This is a genomic window from Achromobacter sp. Marseille-Q4962 (assembly GCF_943737005.1).
GTDB lineage: Bacteria > Pseudomonadota > Gammaproteobacteria > Burkholderiales > Burkholderiaceae_B > Achromobacter.
Genome location: NZ_CALSFU010000008.1, coordinates 119,883 through 140,292, shown reverse-complemented (window position 1 = coordinate 140,292; position 20,410 = coordinate 119,883). Strand labels below are relative to the sequence as shown.

Here is a 20,410-nt window from a genome sequence, read left to right as displayed (position 1 = left end):
AAGGCGCGGGCGGCGTGCGCGTGCACCGTCCGCGCCCCGTCGACGCAAGGGCCGTGCGGGCCCAAAGTGGGCATGCCCCGGGAGCAGTTCGCCGCGCGGTTCGGCTTTTCCAGGGCGACCCTGCGGCACTGGGAGCGCGGCGACCGCTCTCCGAGGGGACCGTCGCTGGCGCGGCTTGACGTGATCGAACGGAATCCCGAGGCGCTCATCGAAACCCTGGCCCGAACTTGCCGGATAGTCCGTCGGCGGCTTCCCCGCGACGATTACGCCTCCCGTTCAGCGCATGAAATGGGCTGAACCTCTCGTGCCTGCCCGATTTCCGCCCGAACCCGGCGCAGCGCTTTTCAAGCTGCAAGCCCCGATATAAGATGCATTGAACGTATATCTTATAAACAGGAGGCGCCGTGCGGTCGCCGGATCTTTGCACCGAAGAAGCCATCACGGACCTGGTGCACCAGTTTTATGCCGCCGTGCGCCGCGATGAGCGGCTGGGGCCGATTTTCAATGGCCATGTCCGCGACTGGGACGAGCACCTGGCCAAGCTGGTGGATTTCTGGTCGTCGATTCTGCGCGGCACGCGGCGGTTCACGGGCACGCCCATGCCCAAGCATATTGCGCTGCCCGACTTGAGCGCCGAGCTGTTCCAGCGCTGGCTGGCGCTGTTCCGCGAGACGGCCGCGGCGCAGCCGAACCAGGCGATGGCGGGGCACGCCGTGGAGATGGCGCAACGCATTGCCCAGAGTCTCTGGTACGGCTATCAGCTGAGCCGCGCGCCCGAGACGCCGCCCGCCGGGTTGCAGGATGGCTGAGCCGCGCCCGCCCTTGCGACGCGGCGGCGCGCGCCGCGTCGCCGCCCCGCCCTGCCTGGCAGGCGGGAGCCGCTGACATGGCGCGCGCGGCCGCCGCCTCCCGGCGCAAGGCGGTTTCGGCCGTGGGCGGCCGTCTCGATCCAGCACGGCTGCCGCGTTTTCTGAACCTGTTTGCGATCCGGTTTCCGGTGGGTGCGCTCGTGTCGATCGGGCACCGGATTTCCGGCGTCTGTCTGCTGCTGTTCGTTCCCTGGGCGCCGGATCTGCTGTCCCGGTCGCTGCGCGGCCAGGCGGAGTATGACGCGCTGGCCGCCGCGCTGCGTTCGCCCTGGGCCGCGCCGCTGGTGTTCGTGTTTCTATGGGCGTTCTGTTTTCACCTGCTGGCGGGCATACGCCACTTGCTGATGGACGCCGGCCTGGGCGCTCGCCTGCGCACGGCGCGGGCGAGCGCGCGGATCGTGCTGGCGCTGGCGCTGCTGGCGGCGCTGGCGCTGCTGATCGCATGGAGGGCGGCATGAGGCAATTCACGGGCCAGCGCGCCTGGCTGATGCAGCGCCTGAGCGCGCTGGCGCTGCTGGCGGCGGCCGCCGCGCTGGCGGGCTTTCTGCTGGCGGCGGGGCCGCCGGACTACCACACGTGGGCGGCGTTCGCGCGCCATCCGCTGGGCGGCACGCTGATCCTGGCGGTGGCTGCGGCGCTATGCCTGCACGGCTGGGTGGGTGCGCGCGACGTGGCGCTGGACTACATCCACCGTCCGTGGCTGCGGCTTGCCGTGCTGGCGTTGGCGGCGAGCGCGCTGGGGCTGGTGTTCCTGCGCGTGCTGCTGGCGCTGGCGCGGGTTTTCTGAATCCCGCCGCAGGCCCACGCCATGCGCTTCCAGGTCTACCGCTACGACCCCGATACGGACGCCCGCCCGCGCATGCAGGAGTACGACCTGCCCGATTCGCCCGGCGACCGCATGCTGCTGGACGCGCTGGTGCGGCTCAAGGGCCTGGACGACAGCCTGTCGTTCCGGCGGTCGTGCCGCGAAGGCGTGTGCGGCTCGGACGCGATGAACATCAACGGCCGCAACGGCCTGGCCTGCATCCAGCCCTTGCGCGCGCTGAAAGAGCCGGTGGTGCTGCGGCCGCTGCCGGGGTTTCCGGTCATCCGCGACCTCATCGTGGACATGACGCAGTTCTTCGCGCATTACGAAGAAATCCGCCCGTATCTCATCAACCGCGAACCGCCGCCCGAGCGCGAGCGCCTGCAGTCGCCCGAGGCGCGCGAGCGGCTGGACGGCCTGTACGAGTGCATTCTGTGCGCCTGTTGCAGCGGGTTCTGCCCGTCGTACTGGTGGAATCCCGACAAGTTCATCGGCCCGGCCGGGCTGCTGCAGGCGTACCGCTTCATCGCGGATTCGCGCGACACGGCGACGGCCGAGCGGCTGGCCTACCTGGACGACGTGTACAGGCTCTACCGCTGCCGCACAATCATGAACTGCACCGAAGTCTGTCCCAAGCAGCTGAGCCCGTCGCGCGCGATCGAGAAGATCCGCCTGGCGCTGGTGCGCGCCTCGGTATGACGGCAACGCGCGGGCGCCCGCCCCTGCGCCGCTTCGTCCCTACGGCCCCTCGTCGAGGAAGGCGCGCTTGGCTTGCACGCCGGCCCATCGGTCGGCGTCCGGCAAGGCGTTCTTGCCCCGCGCGATGACCGGCCAGCGCGTGGCCAGCCGGGCATTGATTTCGACGAAATCCCGCTGGTCCGCGGGCACGTCCGCTTCGAAAAAAATCGCGCCGACCGGACAGGCGGGAACGCAAAGCGTGCAGTCGATACAGTCGCCCGGGTCGATGACCAGCATGTCGGCGCCTTCGCGGAAGGCATCCACCGGACAGACGACCACGCAGCGGGTGTATTTGCAGCGTATGCACGGCTCGGTAACGACATGGGTCATGCGCTCTCTCCGGTTGGACGGCGGTCCGCGGGCGCGGACCGCCTTCGTCTTGCCGCTCAGCGCGGCACGCCCACCGCGGCGGCGTCGCGCGGCAGCGCCGGGATGCGCGCGCGTCCCAGCAGGCCCAGCACGACCTGCAGCGCCATGGAAACCGCGCCGGCGATGAACACCACGTCGCCGAAGGTGCGCACCCAGCGCAGGGTCTGCAGAATGTCCTGCTGCATGAACGCCTCGCTGCGCGCATACCACAGGCCCTGGCTGACGCTGGCGTGGAACTGGATGATGCCGATGGGCAGCAGGCTGGTGAGGATCATCAGCGCGAGCCCCAGGTTCAGCCCCCAGAACGCGGTTTTCATGAGCCCTTGCCGCAGCACGTAATCCGGCCGGATGTAGCGCAGCACCAGCAGGGTGAAGCCCAGCGCCAGGAATCCGTACACCCCGAACAGCGCGGCATGGGCATGCACAGGCGTGGTGTTGAGGCCCTGGATATAGTAGAGCGAGATCGGCGGGTTGATCATGAAGCCGAAAACGCCCGCGCCCAGCATGTTCCAGAACGCCACCGCCACGAAGCACATGAGGGGCCACTTGAGGTTCGCCATCCAGGGCGCGCGCTCGCGCAACCGCCAGTTTTCCCAGGCCTCGTAGCCCAGCACGATGAGCGGAACCACTTCCAGCGCGGAAAAGCTCGCCCCCACCGCCATCACCGGCGTGGTGGTGCCCGCGAAGTACAGGTGGTGGAAGGTGCCCGGGATGCCGCCCAGCATGAAGAGCGAGGCCGAAGCCAGGCTGGCGGCCGTCGCCATGGGCCGCGACACTAGCCCCAGCGTCGAGAAGACAAATGCCAGCGCCGTGGTGGCGAACACTTCGAAGAAGCCTTCCACCCACAGGTGCACCACCCACCAGCGCCAGTACTCCATGACGGACAGGTTGGTGCGCTCGCCGTAGAACAGGCCCGCGCCGTAGAAGAGCCCGATGGCCACGACCGACGCGGTGAGCAGCGCCAGCAGGTTCTTGTCGCCGCCGGGCTTTCTGAATGCGGGGGCGATGCCGCGCACCATCAGCAGCAGCCAGAAGGCGATGCCCGCGAGCTTGCCGATCTGCCACAGCCGGCCCAGGTCCACGTATTCATAGCCCTGGTGCCCGAGCCAGAAGTTCCACTCGGGCGGCATGACCTGCGCGATGGCGAGATAGTTGCCGACGAAGGATCCGACCACCACCACGACCAGCGCCCAGAACAGAATGTCCACGCCCAGCTTCTGGTGTTTCGGGTCTTTGCCGCCGTTGATCAGGGGAGCCAGGAACAGGCCCGCGGCCAGGAACCCCGTCGCGATCCAGAACAGCGCCGCCTGGATGTGCCAGGTGCGCACCAGCGAATACGGGAACCACTGCGACACGTCCACGCCGTAGAACTTCTGCCCTTCGACGGTGTAGTGCGCCGTGAAGCCGCCGATGAAGACCTGGAACACGAACAGGGCCGCCACCAGGAACAGGTACTTGCCCAGCGCGCGCTGCGAGGGCGTGAGCGCGAACGTGGTCAGCGGGTCTTGCGCGGCGGGGGCCGGCAGCGGCTCGTCGTGCTCGCGCAGGAAGGCCCAGCCCCACACCAGCAGGCCCACGCCGGCCAGCAGGATCACCACGCTGGCGATGGACCAGATGATGTTCTCCGCGCTGGGGTGGTTGCCGATGAGCGGTTCGTGCGGCCAGTTGTTGGTATAGGTGGCCTCGTGGCCCGGCCGCTCCGTCGCCGCGGCCCAGGCGGTCCAGAAGAAGAAGTGCGCGAGCTGGGCGCGGCGCTGGGCGCTGGGCAGCGTGTTTTCCTTCATGGCGAAATGCTCGCGGCTCTCGTGCAGCGCCGGCGCATCGGAAAACAACTGGTCGTAATAGGCCGCCGTCTGTGCCATGGCCTGGGCGCGGCGCGCCGACACGGTAAGCGCGCCGGTGGCCGGATCGGCGCGGTTGCCGCGGTATTCGGCACGCAGTTCCTCGCGCAGGCCGGCCTGGCGCGGCGCATCCAGTTCCGCGTACGGCATGCCGTAGCGCGCCTGGGCGGCCAGGTCCAGCCACGCGGTCAGTTCGCGGTGCAGCCAGTCGGCGGTCCAGTCGGGCGCCTGGTAGGCGCCGTGGCCCCAGATCGAGCCCAATTGCATGCCGCCCACGGACTGCCATGCGGTCTGGCCATCGAGGATGTCCTTCTGCGTGAAAAGCGTCCGGCCGTCGGCGGTGTCGACCCGCTGCGGAATGGGCGGCGCCTGCCGGTAGACTTCGGCGCCGTAGTAGCCCAGCAGCGAAAACGTTACCGCCAGCACGGCGATGAGAATGAACCAGAGTTTGCGGTACGGACCCATGAAAATGCCCTTTGCGGTTGGAAGTCGGGTCAGGCGTGCTTTGCCTCGGCGGCGTGGGACGCGTCTTCGAAAAGAATGTTGTTTTCCAGGTGGATGTGTTCCATCAGGTCTTCCCGGAACGCGGCCAGGCCCAGGTACAGCGCGCGCCAGGTGTTGCAGGCGCCGCGCGGCAGCGTGATGTCGTGGGTCAGCGCCAGCAGCTCCCGCAGCGCGTCGCCGTGCTGGTCGTGCTCCATGCGCATGACCATGATGGGGCCGCCCGCCATCGCGGCATGGCCGCGCGCAAGCAGCGGAAAGAGCACGAGTTCCTCTTTCTGCATGTGGCTTTCGAGTTCCTGCTGCATGCCGTGCAGCAGTTCGGCCAATCCCGCCGGGCAGTCCGGATGGCCGGCGTGCACCTGCTCGACCTTGCGCGCCAGGCGGATCAGCTCGGGCAGCTGCTCGCGGTGGCGCTCGTGGTATCGCACGAGAATGTGGTCGATCAGGTCGGAAGGCGAGGCCCCGCCCCAATCGCGGCGCTCCTGCCCCGCGTCGGTCGCGGCCAGCAGCCGCGCCTCGATGGCGGCGGGATCCAGGGATTTCTCGGCCGCGGCTTCCCGCAGGCTGTGCTTGCCGCCGCAGCAGAAATCGAGGTCGTATTCGTGGAAGATTCGGGTGGCGCCCGGAATGGTTCGCGCCAATTGGCCCAGCGGCTGGTCGATCAGGTTCATGGTGCTTTCCTCGCACGGTGTAGGGAGTACCGCTCTCAAAGCGAAAACCGTGCCAGCCGGAAATACCAGGAAAATCAAGGGCCGGGCCGCCGCTGAGGTAATATTTACCGCAGCTTCTTAAGGTATTTATTACCTTTAAATGGTGAAATAAACCCGATGCAAGCCCTGCTTCTCGCCGATCTCGTCGCCGAACTCCCGCAGGCGGTGCGCCTGCAGCGCCTGGTGAGCAGCCTGCGCGCGCACTTCCGGTGCGGCGCGGTGGCGCTGCTGCAGCTCGAGGCGGGCCATCTGCGGCCCATCGCCGTGGACGGGCTGGTCGAGGATGCGCTGGGCCGCCGCTTCGAGGTGGCGCAGCACCCGCGGCTCGCCGCCATCCTGGCGCGGCGCGGCGTGACCTGTTTCCACCACGAAAGCACCCTGCCCGACCCCTATGACGGCCTGATCGACGGCCAGGCCGGGCTTCCGCTGCCGGTGCACGACTGCATGGGCACCAGCCTGTATGTCGAAGGCCAGCCTTGGGGAGCGCTCACCCTGGACGCGCTGGACATCGGCACCTTCGACGCGCAGGCCCAGGCCGAACTGCACGAGTTCATTGTGGTCGTCGAAGCCTGCCTGCGGGTCACGCGCCTGGAATCTGAAATCCGCGCGCTGCGCGCCTCTCGCGGCGACGCGCCGAGCCTCGGCGCGGTGCACGAGGCGGGCGAGATCCTCGGGCAGAGCGAAACCATAAAGCGGCTGCTGCACGAACTCGAAATCGTGGCCGATTCCGAGCTGCCCGTACTGCTGTGGGGCGAAACCGGCGTGGGCAAGGAACTGTTCGCGCACCGCCTGCACCGGCTGTCGCGCCGCAGCGCCCGGCCGCTGGTGCACGTGAACTGCGCGGCGCTGCCCGAATCGCTGGCCGAAAGCGAGCTGTTCGGCCACGTCAAGGGCGCCTTCTCGGGCGCGCTGAGCGAGCGGCCGGGGCGCTTCGACGCGGCCAATGGCGGCACCCTCTTCCTCGACGAGGTCGGCGAGCTGCCGCTGACTGTGCAGAGCAAGCTGTTGCGGGCGTTGCAGAACGGCGAGATCCAGCGCCTGGGCGACGACCGGCCGCGCCACGTCGACGTGCGCGTCATCGCGGCCACCAACCGCAACCTGCGCGACCTGGTGCGCGACGGCGCGTTCCGCGCCGACCTGTATCACCGCCTGTCCGTCTACCCCGTGCCCATTCCGCCGCTGCGCGAGCGCGGCAACGACGTGCTGCTGCTGGCGGGCCGCTTTCTCGAGCTCAACCGGGCGCGCCTGGGCCTGCGCAGCCTGCGGCTGTCGCGTCACGCCGAGGATGCCTTGCGCGGCTACCAGTGGCCGGGCAACGTGCGCGAGCTCGAACATGTCATCAGCCGCGCGGCCATCAAGGCGGTCAGCCGCGGCGCGGGCCGCAACGAGATCGTCACGCTGGAAGCCGACCTGCTCGATTTGCAGGGCATGGCGCTGCCGCCCGCCGCCCCGCCCGCGTCGGCCGACGCCCAGACCGGCGGCGCCGGGGCCGCATTCACGACGCTGCGCGAAACCGTGGACGACTGCCAGCGGCAGGCGATCCGGCGGGCGCTGGCCGCGCACCAGGGCAATTGGGCAAAGGCGGCGGGCGCGCTGGCCGTCGACGCGAGCAACCTGCACAAACTCGCCCGCCGGCTCGGCATCAAAGCGTAGCGCGCCGCCGGCCGGCGGCGGGCGTCAGGCGCGGCTGCCCAGCGATTCGCCGCCCGGCGCCGCGCCATGCTCGCCGCGCAGCGCCGAATCCAGGTATTCGCTGCGGGCGCGCGCGGGCGGAAAGCGCATGTCGGCATAACTCACAAAGCGCGAACCGCGGGAAACGCGGTAGCCCAGCCAGATCAGCAGGAAGAGCGGAATTCCGATGTACGTGGCGGCCACGCCGCCCCAGTCGATGCGGTCCTGCAGGAACGCCTGGTAGTTCTGCCCCAGCGTGATGATCAGGCAGAGCACGAAAGCGAAGATCGGCCCGAACGGAAAGAACGGCGACACATAAGGCAGGTCGGCCGGGTTGCGTCCCTGCTTCAGGTAGCCCTTGCGGAAGCGGTAGTGGCTGATGGCGATGCCCAGCCAGGCGATGAAGCCCGTCATGCCGGACGTGTTGAGCAGCCAGATGTACACCGCGTTGGGGCTGAACACGAAAGTGAAGAAGCACAGCGCCGCCACGACGGTGGTGGCGATCAGGGCCCAGAACGGCACGCCGTTGCGGCTCACCCTGCCGAAGAGGGCCGGCGCCTTGCCGTCGCGCGCCAGGCTGTACAGCATGCGGGTGGCGGCATACATGCCGGAATTCCCGGCCGAGAGCACCGAGGTGAGCACCACTGCATTCATGATGGACGCGCCCGCCAGCAGGCCGGCGCGGTCGAAGATCAGCGCGAAGGGGCTCACGCTCACGTCGGTGACGTCGTTGCGCAGCAATTGCGGGTCGGTATAGGGAATGAGCAGGCCGATGACCAGGATGGCCATCACGTAGAAAAGCAGGATGCGCCAGAACACCTGGCGCACCGCGCGCGGCAGGTTGCGGGCCGGATCCTTGGACTCGCCCGCCGCGATGCCGATGAGTTCGGTGCCCTGGAACGAGAAGCCCACCACCATGGCCACGCCGATCAGGGCCGAGAAGCCGCCCGCGAACGGCGCGTCGCCCACGGTCCAGTTGGCCCAGCCGCCGTGCTCGCCGCCCCGGATGATGCCCAGCAGCATCAGCACGCCCATGGCCACGAAGCAGATCACGGCAATGACCTTGATCAGCGCGAACCAGAATTCCGCCTCGCCGAAGCCGCGCGCGGACAGCGCGTTCAGGCCGAAGGTAAGCAGCAGGAACAGCGCGCTCCAGTACACGCCGGGCACGTCGGGCAGCCAGTACGCCATGACCAACTGCGCGGCAACCAGGTCCACCGCCACCGTGACGGCCCAGTTGTACCAGTAGTTCCAGCCCAGGGCGAAGCCGAAGCCCTCGTCCACGTAGCGCGCGCCGTAGGTGGAAAACGAGCCCGCCACCGGCATGGCCGCCGCCAGCTCGCCCAGGCTGGTCATGAGGAAATAGACCATGAGCCCGATGAGCGCGTAGCCCAGCAGCGCGCCGCCCGGGCCGGCCTGGGCGATGGTCGCGCCGGAGGCGACGAACAGGCCGGTGCCGATCGATCCGCCCACCGCGATCATCGTGAGGTGCCGCGCCGAAAGCGTGCGGCGCAGCCCCTGGGGCCGCGCCCCGCTTTGCTGTTCCGAGGGAGCCAAATGCATTCCTTTCTACGTCTTGTGAAGGCGCCCCGAAGCGCTGCCGGGTGCCGGGAATCTGAAGCAACCGGCGAGCATAGCGCAACTGGCGTGGCCGCGTATAAAAAGGGACAGGCTTACCCTCGCGGCCGCGCTACTGGAATGCGGTTTCCATGAAGGTGCGCAGCTTGCGCGAATGCAGGCGTTCCGGCGGCATGCCGCGCAGGCGCTCCAGCGCGCGTATGCCGATTTCCAGATGCTGATTGACCTGGCGCCGGTAGAAGGCGCTGGCCATGCCGGGCAGCTTCAGTTCGCCATGCAGCGGTTTGTCGGACACGCACAGCAGCGTGCCGTACGGCACCCGGAAGCGAAAGCCGTTGGCCGCGATGGTGGCCGACTCCATGTCCAGCGCGATCGCGCGCGACTGCGCGAAACGCTGCACCAGGTCGACGTGGTCGCGCAGCTCCCAGTTGCGGTTGTCGATGGTGGCCACCGTGCCCGTGCGCATGATGCGCTTGAGGTCCCAGCCCGACAGGCCCGCGACTTCCTCCACCGCCTGCTCCAGCGCCACCTGCACTTCCGCCAGCGCCGGCACCGGCACCCAGGTCGGCAGGTCGTCGTCGAGCACGTGGTCTTCCCGCACGTAGCCGTGGGCCAGCACGTAATCGCCCAGGCGCTGCGAATCGCGCAGGCCCGCGCAATGGCCCAGCATCAGCCAGGCGTGCGGACGCAGCACGGCGATGTGGTCGGTAATGGTCTTGGCGTTGGACGGCCCGACCCCGATGTTGACCAGGGTAATGCCGGAGTGGTCGCCGCGCACCAGGTGGTAGGCCGGCATCTGCGGCAGGCGCACCGGCTGTTCGGCATCGTCCGAGCCGGTTTCGCCGCGCCGGGTGATGCGGTTGCCGGGTTCCACCAGCATGTCGTAGTCGCAGTCGCCGGCGGCCATGAGGGCCCGTGCGCGGGCGCAGAACTCGTCCACGTAGAACTGGTAGTTGGTGAACAGCACGAAATTCTGGAAATGCGCGGGCGCGGTGGCGGTGTAGTGCTGCAGCCGGTGCAGCGAATAATCCACGCGCTGGGCGGTAAAGGGCGCGAGCGGACGCGGCTCGCCTTCCCTGCCGCGCCACGAGCCGTTGACGATGGCGTCGTCGGTGACCGCCAGGTCGGGCACGTCGAACAGGTCGCGCAGCGGGCGCTTGAGCGCTTCCAGGTGCTCGCCCTCCACGTAGGCCCCTTCCGAGAACGCGAAATGCAGCGGGATCGGCGAATCCGACTCCCCGACTTCCACCGCCACGCCGTGATTCTGCAGCAGATGCCCCACCTGCTCGATCAGGTAGTCGCGAAAGAGCGCGGGCTGGGTGATGGTGGTCTGGTACACGCCCGGCTCGGCCACGTGGCCATAGGACAGGCGGGTGTCGATGGGATCGTAGGTCAGCACCGCGATGCGGATGGCCGGATAGCAGGCCCGCGCCCGGGCCGCCTCGCCGCCCGATTCCAGCACCTGGCGGAACGCCGCGCGCAGGAAAGCGGTGTTGCGGGCATAGATGTCGGCCAGGCGGTCTACCGCCGCCACGGCGTCGTGAAAGGGTTCGAAGGGAATGGGAGGCGGACGGTTCAGGGAATCTGCCGAAAATACCGCGTTCATCATGGCTGGGCTCCGCTGTCGATGGCCGGATCGGTCCGGCGGCGGCCGGCGGCCGCCGGCCGTCTCGCGATTATGCCCGAGCGCTGTGACGCCTCCCGCCCGGTCCGTGGCGCCCCGCAGCTTTCCGCCAGGGGGAATGTTGCATTGCACTACAAATGTATTGAAACATTATTCCATTACAATAAGGCCCAACGTGCGCACCCCCCGCCGGCAAGCCGGTTATTTCAGCGCCTTTTCCGCCGGCTTGCCTCCCGCATAGCCATTAACGCCCACTCCGGATCCTGAAGTGACGCAATGACTCCGCCTACGCGAAAAGACCGACTTTCCTCCCCCCGCAGCACCTCCCGCCTTCTTCTCTGCCCTCCGCTCCTGGCGCTCGCGCTCTGCTGGCTGCCGCAGGCCGCCCAGGCATCCCTGCCCACCGAGCAGGCGCGCGCCTCGCTCAACGGCCTGCGCCTGGCCCAGGAACCCACCGTGCCCACCCTGCGCGACCGCGTGGTCGAGGCGGGCCTGGAAGCCATCGGCACGCCCTACAGTTGGGGCGGCGACGACGCCGACGGCTTCGATTGCAGCGGACTGGTGCTGTATGTGTACCGCGAGATCGCAGGCCTGGAACTGCCCCGCACCGCGCGGCAGCAGCGCGCCCAGGGCAAGGTCGTGCGCAGCAAGCAGCAGCTCCGGCCCGGCGACCTGGTGTTTTTCGCCACGCGCGGACGCGGCGCGACCTCGCACGTGGGCATTTACATCGGCCAGAACCGATTCGTGCACGCGCCGCGGCGCGGCACCAAGGTCCGGGTGGACGAGCTGCAGAATCCATATTGGTCCAAGCGCTACCTGGGCGCGCGCAGCTACCTCGACATGCCCCAGGGCCAATTGCTGGCCCAGGCCGAGCGCTGACCCGATGTCCGCGCGGGCGGCGGAAAGCCCGCCCGCGCACGGCCGCCGCCTCAGCCGCGCCCCACGAAGGGCATGGTGGTGGCCATGATGGTCATGAATTGCACGTTGGTGTCCAGCGGCAGCCGCGCCATGGCGGCCACGGCCTGGGCCACGTGGGCCACGTCCATGCGCGGCTCGACCCTGGTGCTGCCGTCGGCCTGCAGCACGCCGGTCGCCATGCGCTCGGTCATGTCGGTGGCGGCGTTGCCGATGTCGATCTGGCCGCAGGCAATGTCGTAAGGACGGCAATCCAGCGAAATGGACTTGGTCAACCCCGTCACGGCATGCTTGGTGGCGGTGTAGGCAATGGAGAACGGCCTTGGGGCGTGGGCCGAGATCGAACCGTTGTTGATGATGCGCCCGCCGCGCGGGGTCTGCGCCTTCATGACGCGGATCGCCGCCTGGGCGCACAGGAACATGCCCGTCAGGTTGGTGTCCACCACCTCTTTCCAGACCGACACCGGCAATTCCTCGATGGGCACGGCGGGGGCGCCGCGTCCGGCGTTATTGAAAAGCACGTCCAGCCGGCCGTATTCGCGCTGCGTGGTTTCGAAAAGCTCGCGCACCGCCTGCTCGTCCGTCACGTCGGTGGGAACGACCAGCGCCCGCACCCCGTCTTCCCCGGCCGCCGTGCGCGTGGCCTCCAGCGGCTCGCGCCGCCGCCCGGCCAACACGACCCGATAGCCCTGCGCCAGGAATTCGAGCGCCACGGCCCGGCCGATGCCCGTTCCGGCGCCGGTCACCAGCGCGACGCGCGCCGGCGCTGCATTGTCGATCGTGCTCATTGGATTCTCCTTGTTATGGGCACTGATTGGAATGTCGCGCAAATGCTACCGCGAATCCCCCGCGCCCAACTGCAAGCGAAGTTTCCATTTTTTCCACCAGGGTTCCTCCCGCGCCCGGCGCCGCGGCGGACGGCTCGCCGGCGCGCACGGCGAGGGCAACCCGGATGCCGGTTTTCCGCGGCTGGCGGGCATGGGATCCAAATACCTGGCCGAACAGCTCGAAGCCATGGCCAATGGCTCGCGCGTCAGCCCGGTCATGGCGCCTACCGCCAAGGCGCTCGACGCGGCCCAGCGCCAGGCGGTGGCCGGCTATTACGCCTCGCTGCCCTTTCCCCTGGACGCGGACCGGCTGGCCGCGACCGCCATGCAGCCCGCGCGCCCCGACGACCCCGGCGCCTGGCTCGCCACCCGCGGCAACTGGCAGAAGAACGTTCCGGCCTGTAACCAGTGCCACGGCCCCGGGGGCATAGGCGTGGGCGAGAGTTTCCCCAGCCTGGCCGGCCAGCAGGCCGCCTACGTCGCCGGCCAGCTGCGCGCCTGGCGCCAGGGGCAGCGGCCGCCCGGCCCGCTCGGCCTGATGCCCGCCGTCGCCACCCGCCTCACCGACGCCGAAATCGACGCCGTCGCCGCCTATTACGCCGGCCTGCCCCAGGCGGCCGCCCGGCAAACCCAGGGAGCCCAGCAATGATCCGCGCCCGTCTCCGTTTCCTGGTCCTGGCCGCGGCCGGCGCCGCCGCTTCCGCGCTCGCCGCCGACGCGCCCCCGGTATTCACGCCGCCCCCGGAGTCGTCCATTCCCGACAACGAATTCGGCAAGGCGGTGCGCCAGGGCGAGCAGATTTTCCTGCACACGCCGCAGATGGCGTCGAAGTTCGTCGGCAACAACCTCACCTGCGCCAGTTGCCACCTGGACGCCGGCCGGCGCCCCGATTCCGCGCCCATGTGGGCGGCCTACGTGGTCTATCCCGCCTACCGCGCCAAGAACGGCCACGTGAACACGCTGGCCGAGCGCCTGCAGGGCTGTTTCCGCTTCAGCATGAACGGCAAGCCGCCGCCGGCGGACGATCCCACGCTCACGGCGCTGCAGACCTATATGTTCTGGCTCGCCAGCAAGGCTCCCACCGGCGTGAAGCTGCAGGGCCAGGGCTACCGCAAGCTGCCGCCGCCGCCCCAGCCGGCCGATTACGTGCGCGGCAAGGCGGTCTACGCGCAGTACTGCGCGGTCTGCCACGGCGAGCAGGGCCAGGGCCAGAAACACGGCCGGCACTGGGTCTTTCCCGCGCTCTGGGGCCCGGACTCCTTCAACTGGGGCGCCGGCATGCACCAGATCGGCAATGCCGCCGGGTTCATCAAGGCCAACATGCCCCTGGGCCAGGCCGGCATGCTGAGCGACCAGGAAGCCTGGGATGTGGCGTATTTCATGAACGCCCACGAGCGGCCGCAGGATCCGCGTTTCAAGGAGTCGGTGCAGGCCACGCGCGCCAAGCACCACGACTCGGACGATTCGCTTTACGGCAAAGAGGTCAACGGACACCTGCTGGGCAGCGACGCCCCGCCGCCCGGCGGCTCGCTGCGCCAGGAACAGGCCGGGGGCTGAACGGCCGCCAGGCGGGACGCCCGACCCTGCGGCGTCCCGCGATTTGCTATTCTTCCGTTCTTGGCATCACACCCCGTCGCATTCATGTCTTCCTCCTCCGGTAACGTCTTCATGGTCGTCGCGCCCAGCGGCGCCGGCAAGTCCAGCCTGGTGCGCGCGCTGCTGCAGCAGGATCCGTCCATCATGCTGTCGGTTTCCTGCACCACGCGGGCGCCGCGCCCGGGCGAAGCGGACGGCCGCGAATACCGTTTCGTCACGGTGGAGGAATTCCAGCGCCTGCGCGAAGAGCAGCGCCTGCTGGAGTGGGCCGAGGTCCACGGCAATTTCTACGGCACGCCGCGCGACCCCATCGACGAAGCCACGCGCGGGGGGCGCGACGTGCTGCTGGAAATCGACTGGCAGGGCGCGCGCCAGGTCAAGCAGCGCTATCCGGCCGCCATCGGCATCTTCGTGCTGCCGCCGTCCATCGACGAGCTCGAGAACCGCCTCAAGGCCCGCGGCCAGGACGCCCCGCAAGTAATCGCGCGCCGCCTGATGGCGGCCGGCGGCGAAATCGCGCACGCGCCGGAATGCGAATATGTTATTATTAATCAAGAATTTAGCGTGGCCTTGTCGGAACTGACCCAAATCGTCAGCGCCGCAAGGCTGCGTTTTTCGTCTCAGGCCGTGCGCCACGCCCAACTGTTCGCCCAGCTTGGCATCCCGGCCGGGCACTGAGGCGGTTCGTTCCCTCTTCATCCATCAGCACCAGGTGTCCTAATGGCTCGCATTACCGTCGAAGACTGTCTGACTCAGATCCCCAACCGTTTCAAGCTCACGCTGGCCGCCACCTATCGCGCCCGCGAGCTGGCGCAGGGCCATGCCCCGCGCCTGGACAGCAAGGACAAGCCCACGGTCACGGCGCTGCGCGAAATCGCGGCGGGCCTCACCGGCACGGAAATGCTGCGCAAGGTTCCGACCTGATCTTCCCAGGGAGGCGGCAAGCATGGCTTTTCCCGGGCTGAAGTACGCCTCATCCGGCCTGCTTGCCGCGCTGCGCGCGGGGTCCCGCCTGGGACGCCGCGGCGGCAAGAAGAACAAGACCGCCTCCACCCTCCCCGTCGCCGATGCCGAACGGGAAGTGGCCGAGGCCACGGCCTCGCCCGTGGCTTCGCTGGCCCCGCTGACCGAAATCATCGCGGGCTATCTCGACAAGAAAGACGTCGAACGCGTGCGCGAAGCCTACCGCTTCGCCGACCAGGCCCATCTGGGCCAGTTCCGCGCCAGCGGCGCGCCGTACATCTCCCATCCCATCGCCGTCACCGAGATCTGCGCCGGCTGGAAGCTCGACGTCAACGCCCTGTCGGCGGCGCTGCTGCACGATGTCATGGAAGACCAGGGCATCGCCAAGCAGGAGCTGGCCGAGAAGTTCGGCCCCGAGGTCGCCGAGCTCGTCGACGGCCTGTCCAAGCTCGACCGGCTCGACTTCGCCACCAAGGCCGAGCAGCAGGCCGAGAGCTTTCGCAAGATGCTGCTGGCCATGGCGCGCGACGTGCGCGTCATTCTCATCAAGCTGGCCGACCGCCTGCACAACATGCGCACGCTGGACGCGGTCAGCCCCGAAAAGCGCCGCCGCATCGCCCGCGAAACGCTGGAAATCTATGCGCCCATCGCGCACCGCCTGGGGCTGAACCTGCTTTTCCGCGAACTGCAGGATCTCTGCTTCGCGGCCATGTACCCGAACCGCTACCAGGTGCTGTACAAGGCCGTGCTGGCCGCGCGCGGCAACCGCCGCGAGGTCATCGGCAAGATCGCCGACGCGGTGCGCGCCGCGCTGCCGGCCGCGGGCATCGAGGCCGAGGTCACCGGCCGCGAGAAAACGCTTTATGGCATCTACCGCAAGATGGTGGACCAGAAGAAGTCGTTTTCCGACGTGCTCGACATCTACGGCTTCCGGGTCATCGTGCATACCCTGCCCGAGTGCTACCTGGCGCTGGGCACGGTGCACCAGCTCTACCGGCCCGTGCCCGGCAAGTTCAAGGACTACATCGCCATTCCCAAACTGAACGGCTACCAGTCGCTGCACACCACGCTGGTGGGGCCGTACGGCACGCCCGTGGAATTCCAGTTCCGCACGCGCGACATGCACCACGTAGCCGAGGAAGGCGTGGCCTCGCACTGGCTGTACAAGAGCGCCGACCTCACGCTCAACGACCTGCAAAAGCGCACGCACCAGTGGCTGCAGTCGCTGCTCGACATCCAGAGCCAGACCGGCGACTCGGGCGAATTCCTCGAGCACGTCAAGGTCGATCTCTTTCCCGACGCGGTGTACGTGTTCACGCCGCGCGGCAAGATCATCTCGCTTCCGCGGGGCGCCACGCCCGTGGATTTTGCCTACGCCATCCATACCGACATCGGCAACCAGGCGGTGGCCGCCAAGGTCAACGGCGAATTCGTGCCGCTGCGCACCGAGCTTTCCAGCGGCGACACGGTGGAGATCGTCACCTCGCCCGCCTCGCGGCCCAACGCGCAGTGGCTCAACTACGTGCGCACGGGCCGCGCCCGCTCCGAGATCCGGCACTACCTGCGCACGGTCAAGTACGAAGAATCGGTGGCCTTCGGCGAGCGCCTGCTGGCGCAGGCCCTGCAGGAGCTGCACATGCCGCTGCCCGCGGCCGACGACCCTGCCTGGCAGAAGCTCGCGCGCAGCACCGGCGCCAGCTCGCGCGAGGAAATCCTGGCCGACATCGGCCTGGGCAAGCGGCTGGCCGCCGTGGTGGCGCGCCGCTTCGCGCCCGAGCACCAGTTGGTGGCCACCACCGCCGCCGCGGTGGACGAGCTCACTTCCGCGCGCAGCGCGCCCATCCTCATCCAGGGCAACGAAGGCCAGGCGGTGCAGCTCGCCCCCTGCTGCGGCCCCTTGCCCGGCGATCCCATCGTCGCCGGCATGCGCATGGGGCACGGCCTGGTGGTGCACACGGCGGACTGCCCGGTCGCCATGCGGCAGCGCCTGCGCGAGCCGGAACGCTGGATCAACGTGGCCTGGGACACCCACACGGCCAAGCACCTGGCCACCCGCCTGGACATCGTCACGCGCAACGAGCGCGGCGTGCTGGGCCGGCTGGCGGCGGAGGTCACGGAAGCCGACGCCAACATCATCCACGTCACCATGCACGACGACGCGGTCGCCACCGTCTCCCTGCACCTGACCATCCAGGTCGACAGCCGCAAGCACCTGGCCCAGGTCATCCGCGCCATCCGGCACGTGCCGCAAGTGCAGAAAATCGTGCGCGTCAAGGGCTAGGGCCGGCGCCCGCCGCGATCAGAAAATCGTCCCGCATTCCGCCTCGAGGCGGCCAGATCGAAAAAGCGCTGCCGAGGCAGCGCTTTTCTTATCGCGCCCGGTTTCAGCAGGCTCAGGCCGCCGCCCGCGCCCGCGGGAACACCTGGTCCACCGAGGCGGCGAACAGGTCGGCGATGCGGTCCACGTCCTGCGCAGTGCAAATGAACGGCGGGGCAAACAGCACATGGTCGCCCCGCGCGCCGTCCACCGTGCCGCCCATGGGATAGACGAGCAGCCCTTGCCGCATGGCGGCCGCCTTGAGGCGCGCGTGGGTTTTCAGGGCCGGGTCCAGCGTGGCCTTGCTGGCGCGGTCGGCCACGAACTCGACGCCGACGAAAAGGCCCCTGCCGCGCACGTCTCCCACGTGCGGGTGCCCGGCCAGGACCTCCTTCAGGCGGGCGCGCAATTGCTCGCCGCGCGCCCGCACGTTCTGCAGCAGGCCGTCGCGTTCGATGACCCGCTGCACTTCCAGCGCGGCCGCGCACGCGATGGCGTGGCCCAGGTAGGTGTGGCCGTGCTGGAAGAAGCCGCTGCCGCTCACGATGGCGTCGTAGATGCGGTCGCTGCAAAGCATGGCGCCGATGGGCTGGTAGCCCGCCCCCAGCCCCTTGGCCAGGGTGATGATGTCCGGCGCGACGCCGTCTTCTTCGCACGCGTACAGATAGCCGGTGCGGCCCATGCCGGACATGACCTCGTCCAGGACGAGCAGCACGCCGTACTTGTCGCAGACGGCGCGGATGCGCTGGAAATAGCCGGGCACGGGCGCCACCGCGCCCGCCGTGGCGCCGACCACCGTTTCGGCCACGAAAGCCGCCACGTTCTCGGGCCCCAGCTCCAGGATCTTCGCTTCCAGTTCGTCGGCCAGCCGCGCCGCGTACTGCGCGTCGGTTTCGCCCGCGGCCTGGAAGCGGTAGGGAAAGCACGGCGACACATGATGGGCGGGCGTGAGCAGCGGCAGAAAGGGTTCGCGCCGCCAGGCATTGCCGCCGATGGCCAGCGCGCCCAGCGTATTGCCGTGGTAGCTCTGGCGCCGGGCGATGAAATGCCGCCGCGAGGGCTGCCCGGTTTCGACGAAGTATTGCCGCGCCAGCTTGAGCGCGGCTTCCACCGCCTCGGAGCCGCCCGAGACGAAATACACGTGGTTCAGGTCGCCGGGCGCCCTGGCCGCCAGCAGGTCGGCGAGCGCTTCGGCCGGCTGGGTGGTGAAGAAGGAGGTGTGCGCGTAGGCCAGCGCGTCGGCCTGGCGCTTGATGGCCTCGATCACGTCGGGGTGCCGGTGTCCCAGCGAAGACACCGCCGCGCCGCCGCAGGCGTCCAGGTAGCGCTTGCCGGCGCTGTCCACCAGCTCCATGCCCTGCCCGTCCACGACGGTGGGCGGCGCTTGGCGGGGGTTGCGATGAAAAACATGGCTCATAGTCGTCTCCAATGATTCAGTTCAGGCGGCGTCGGGCGCGCGCCGCAAGACCTGGCCGGAATAGGCCGGCAGCGCACGGCCTTCGTTCCAGACCCGCCGTCCGTTGACCCAGACGCCGTCGATGCCGGCGCTCACCTGGATGGGGTCCTCGAACGTGGCGCGGTCCTGCACGCGGTCGGCGTCGAACAGCACCAGGTCGGCATGGCAGCCCGGCGCGATGCGCCCCCGCTGCGCCAGCCCGTACTGGCGCGCCGCCAGGCCCGTCATTTTGTGCACCGCCTGCTCCAGCGTCATGAGCCCCGACTCGCGCACCATCCGCGCCAGGATACGGGGAAAGGTGCCCCACTGGCGAGGGTGGGGCCGGGGATCGAAAGGCAGCCCGTCGGAGCCGAAAAGCGTGAGCGGAAAGCTGGCGATGCGCTCCACGTCGCCCTCGTCCATGACGAAATAGATGGCCGCGGCCGGCCGCAGCTTTTCGAGCAGGCCCTGCTCGTCCAGGCCCAATGTCCGCATGAGTTCGTGGAAATCGCGCCCGCCCGCCTCGGGATAGCCCTTGGACCAGGTGATCATGGTGCGCGAGGCTTGGCTCACGCGGTCCAGCCGCAGCATGGTGGAAGTGGCCGGATACGGATGGCAGTCCAGGCAGAGCGGCTGCAGGCGCGAGGCCTGGCCGAGCAGGCCCAGGGTTTCGCGCGAGCGCCCGAAATTGCGCTTGCCCGCCACCTTGTGATGGGAAAACACCACCATGCAGTCCAGCGCGCGGCCGATGCGCAGCGCCTCTTCGATGGCAGGCACGATGTCGTCGGTTTCGTCGCGCAGGTGCGTGGAATAGATGCCCCGGCGCCGGCGCACGGGCTCGCACACGGCGATGATCTCGGCTTCGGTGGCGGCCGCCGCGGGCGGATAGAAGGTGCCGGTGGATACGCCGAACGCGCCCGCCCGCATGGCCAGCTCCACCTCCTCTCGCATGGCCTCCGTTTCCGCGGGCGTGGCCGGGCGCGACAGGTCTTGCATGGTTTTCACGCGCAATGTGGAATGCCCCACCAGCGGCGCCACGTTCACGTTGGTCGGCGCATCGCGCAGCGCCTGCAGCCAGTCGCCGAAGCCGGCGAAGCGAAACAGCGACGGCGGCCCCATCAGGTCCAGCGGCTGCGGCGGATCGTCGTGCACGAGCGGGGCCACGCTGATGCCGCAATTGCCCGTCACCACGGTGGTCACGCCCTGCGAGATCTTCGGTTCCATGCCGCGATGCACGAGCAGATAGCCGTCGTCGTGCGTATGGGTGTCGATGAAGCCGGGCGCCAGCACGCGCCCGCGCGCCTGCACCACCTCCTGCGCGCCGGTGGCGTCCAGCGCCTCGCCCACGGCGAGGATGCGGCCTTGCGCGACCGCGACGTCGGCCGTGCGGCGGGGCGCGCCCGTGCCATCCACCACCGTGGCGCCGCGAAACAGGATATCGGCATGGCGCCGCGGGGCTTGCTTCGGATTGCTCATGGATTCCTCGATTCTTGCGCCGGCCGGCGCGGGGCATGCAACGCCCGCCGGAAACGCTTCATGAAACGTTTGTTTCTTTAGTTGATTCAATAAAACATATGATACACGCCGGATGCATTGCGCGGCGGCTTATGCAACAATCGTTGCACATTTGCCACCCCGACCGCAGACC

Annotated in this window: 18 protein-coding genes and 2 pseudogenes; 12 read left to right on the top strand and 8 right to left on the bottom strand. The window is 68.7% G+C overall.

Translation table 11 applies throughout. The features are described from left to right. Positions 1–11 precede the first annotated feature (11 nt). The 5 genes and pseudogenes from NGJ44_RS09155 to NGJ44_RS09135 form a co-directional block, all read left to right on the top strand. A pseudogene (locus tag NGJ44_RS09155) lies at positions 12–222 on the top strand (helix-turn-helix domain-containing protein); the annotation flags it as partial. Positions 223–404: 182 nt separating this feature from the next. Then, positions 405–809, top strand: a complete 405-nt coding sequence (locus NGJ44_RS09150; protein WP_251863745.1) for a group III truncated hemoglobin — start codon at positions 405–407, stop codon at positions 807–809. A 77-nt stretch (positions 810–886) separates the two neighbouring features. Then, positions 887–1,327, top strand: a complete 441-nt coding sequence (sdhC, locus tag NGJ44_RS09145) for a succinate dehydrogenase, cytochrome b556 subunit (protein ID WP_251863744.1) — start codon at positions 887–889, stop codon at positions 1,325–1,327. Then, complete coding sequence (gene sdhD, locus NGJ44_RS09140; protein WP_251863743.1) at positions 1,324–1,656, top strand: succinate dehydrogenase, hydrophobic membrane anchor protein; 333 nt, start codon at positions 1,324–1,326, stop codon at positions 1,654–1,656. The genes sdhC and sdhD overlap by 4 nt, the downstream gene beginning before the upstream one ends. 21 nt (positions 1,657–1,677) lie before the next feature. Further along, positions 1,678–2,373, top strand: a complete 696-nt coding sequence (locus tag NGJ44_RS09135) for a succinate dehydrogenase iron-sulfur subunit (RefSeq protein ID WP_053246061.1) — start codon at positions 1,678–1,680, stop codon at positions 2,371–2,373. A 39-nt stretch (positions 2,374–2,412) separates the two neighbouring features. On the opposite strand, the gene fdxA is transcribed toward NGJ44_RS09135, so the two are convergent. From fdxA to ytfE, 3 genes are read right to left on the bottom strand one after another with little or no spacing between them, the layout of a single operon-like run. Next, on the bottom strand, positions 2,413–2,742 hold the full coding sequence (gene fdxA, locus NGJ44_RS09130) for a ferredoxin FdxA (protein ID WP_251863742.1): 330 nt from the start codon (positions 2,740–2,742) through the stop codon (positions 2,413–2,415). Between the two features lie 56 nt (positions 2,743–2,798). Beyond that, positions 2,799–5,087, bottom strand: coding sequence for a nitric-oxide reductase large subunit (locus NGJ44_RS09125; RefSeq protein ID WP_053246059.1), 2,289 nt, complete (start codon positions 5,085–5,087; stop codon positions 2,799–2,801). A 29-nt stretch (positions 5,088–5,116) separates the two neighbouring features. Then, a complete protein-coding gene (ytfE, locus tag NGJ44_RS09120; RefSeq protein WP_053246058.1) occupies positions 5,117–5,797 on the bottom strand; it encodes an iron-sulfur cluster repair protein YtfE in 681 nt (226 codons plus the stop codon). A gap of 156 nt (positions 5,798–5,953) precedes the next feature. Here ytfE and norR point away from each other — a divergent pair, with 156 nt between their 5' ends. Next, positions 5,954–7,489, top strand: a complete 1,536-nt coding sequence (norR, locus tag NGJ44_RS09115) for a nitric oxide reductase transcriptional regulator NorR (RefSeq protein WP_251863741.1) — start codon at positions 5,954–5,956, stop codon at positions 7,487–7,489. 24 nt (positions 7,490–7,513) lie between these two features. Here the strand turns inward: norR and NGJ44_RS09110 are convergent, their stop codons facing one another. Then, positions 7,514–9,070 (bottom strand): amino acid permease, encoded by a 1,557-nt coding sequence (locus NGJ44_RS09110; protein ID WP_053246055.1) that lies wholly within the window; start codon positions 9,068–9,070, stop codon positions 7,514–7,516. Positions 9,071–9,197: 127 nt separating this feature from the next. Then, on the bottom strand, positions 9,198–10,694 hold the full coding sequence (locus NGJ44_RS09105; protein ID WP_369798779.1) for an AMP nucleosidase: 1,497 nt from the start codon (positions 10,692–10,694) through the stop codon (positions 9,198–9,200). Between the two features lie 291 nt (positions 10,695–10,985). Here NGJ44_RS09105 and NGJ44_RS09100 point away from each other — a divergent pair, with 291 nt between their 5' ends. Continuing rightward, complete coding sequence (locus tag NGJ44_RS09100) at positions 10,986–11,588, top strand: C40 family peptidase (protein ID WP_053246056.1); 603 nt, start codon at positions 10,986–10,988, stop codon at positions 11,586–11,588. Between the two features lie 50 nt (positions 11,589–11,638). Here NGJ44_RS09100 and NGJ44_RS09095 read toward each other — a convergent pair whose 3' ends face one another. Next, the gene (locus tag NGJ44_RS09095; protein WP_053246057.1) at positions 11,639–12,412 is read right to left on the bottom strand and encodes an SDR family oxidoreductase; all 774 of its coding nucleotides are present in this window, start codon (positions 12,410–12,412) and stop codon (positions 11,639–11,641) included. Positions 12,413–12,551: 139 nt separating this feature from the next. Between NGJ44_RS09095 and NGJ44_RS09090 the strand changes: the two are divergent. The 5 genes and pseudogenes from NGJ44_RS09090 to NGJ44_RS09070 all read left to right on the top strand — a co-directional run. After that, positions 12,552–13,100, top strand: a pseudogene (locus NGJ44_RS09090) (c-type cytochrome); the annotation flags it as partial. After that, positions 13,097–14,008 carry a c-type cytochrome gene (locus tag NGJ44_RS09085; RefSeq protein ID WP_053244836.1) on the top strand — a complete coding sequence of 304 codons (912 nt, stop codon included), beginning with the start codon at positions 13,097–13,099 and terminating at the stop codon, positions 14,006–14,008. The pseudogene NGJ44_RS09090 and the gene NGJ44_RS09085, both read left to right, overlap by 4 nt. A gap of 84 nt (positions 14,009–14,092) precedes the next feature. After that, positions 14,093–14,725: a guanylate kinase gene (gene gmk / locus NGJ44_RS09080; protein WP_082308321.1), complete on the top strand. Its 633-nt coding sequence runs from the start codon at positions 14,093–14,095 to the stop codon at positions 14,723–14,725. Positions 14,726–14,767: 42 nt separating this feature from the next. Continuing rightward, entirely contained in the window at positions 14,768–14,971 is a 204-nt protein-coding gene (rpoZ, locus tag NGJ44_RS09075) for a DNA-directed RNA polymerase subunit omega (RefSeq protein WP_053244837.1), read from the top strand. A 22-nt stretch (positions 14,972–14,993) separates the two neighbouring features. After that, positions 14,994–17,291, top strand: coding sequence for a RelA/SpoT family protein (locus tag NGJ44_RS09070; RefSeq protein WP_251863740.1), 2,298 nt, complete (start codon positions 14,994–14,996; stop codon positions 17,289–17,291). Positions 17,292–17,403: 112 nt separating this feature from the next. Here NGJ44_RS09070 and NGJ44_RS09065 read toward each other — a convergent pair whose 3' ends face one another. Together NGJ44_RS09065 and NGJ44_RS09060 are read right to left on the bottom strand one after the other, a co-directional pair. Then, a complete protein-coding gene (locus NGJ44_RS09065) occupies positions 17,404–18,744 on the bottom strand; it encodes an aspartate aminotransferase family protein (protein WP_053244838.1) in 1,341 nt (446 codons plus the stop codon). Between the two features lie 21 nt (positions 18,745–18,765). Then, a complete protein-coding gene (locus NGJ44_RS09060; protein WP_251863739.1) occupies positions 18,766–20,238 on the bottom strand; it encodes an N-acyl-D-amino-acid deacylase family protein in 1,473 nt (490 codons plus the stop codon). Between the last annotated feature and the right edge of the window lie 172 nt (positions 20,239–20,410).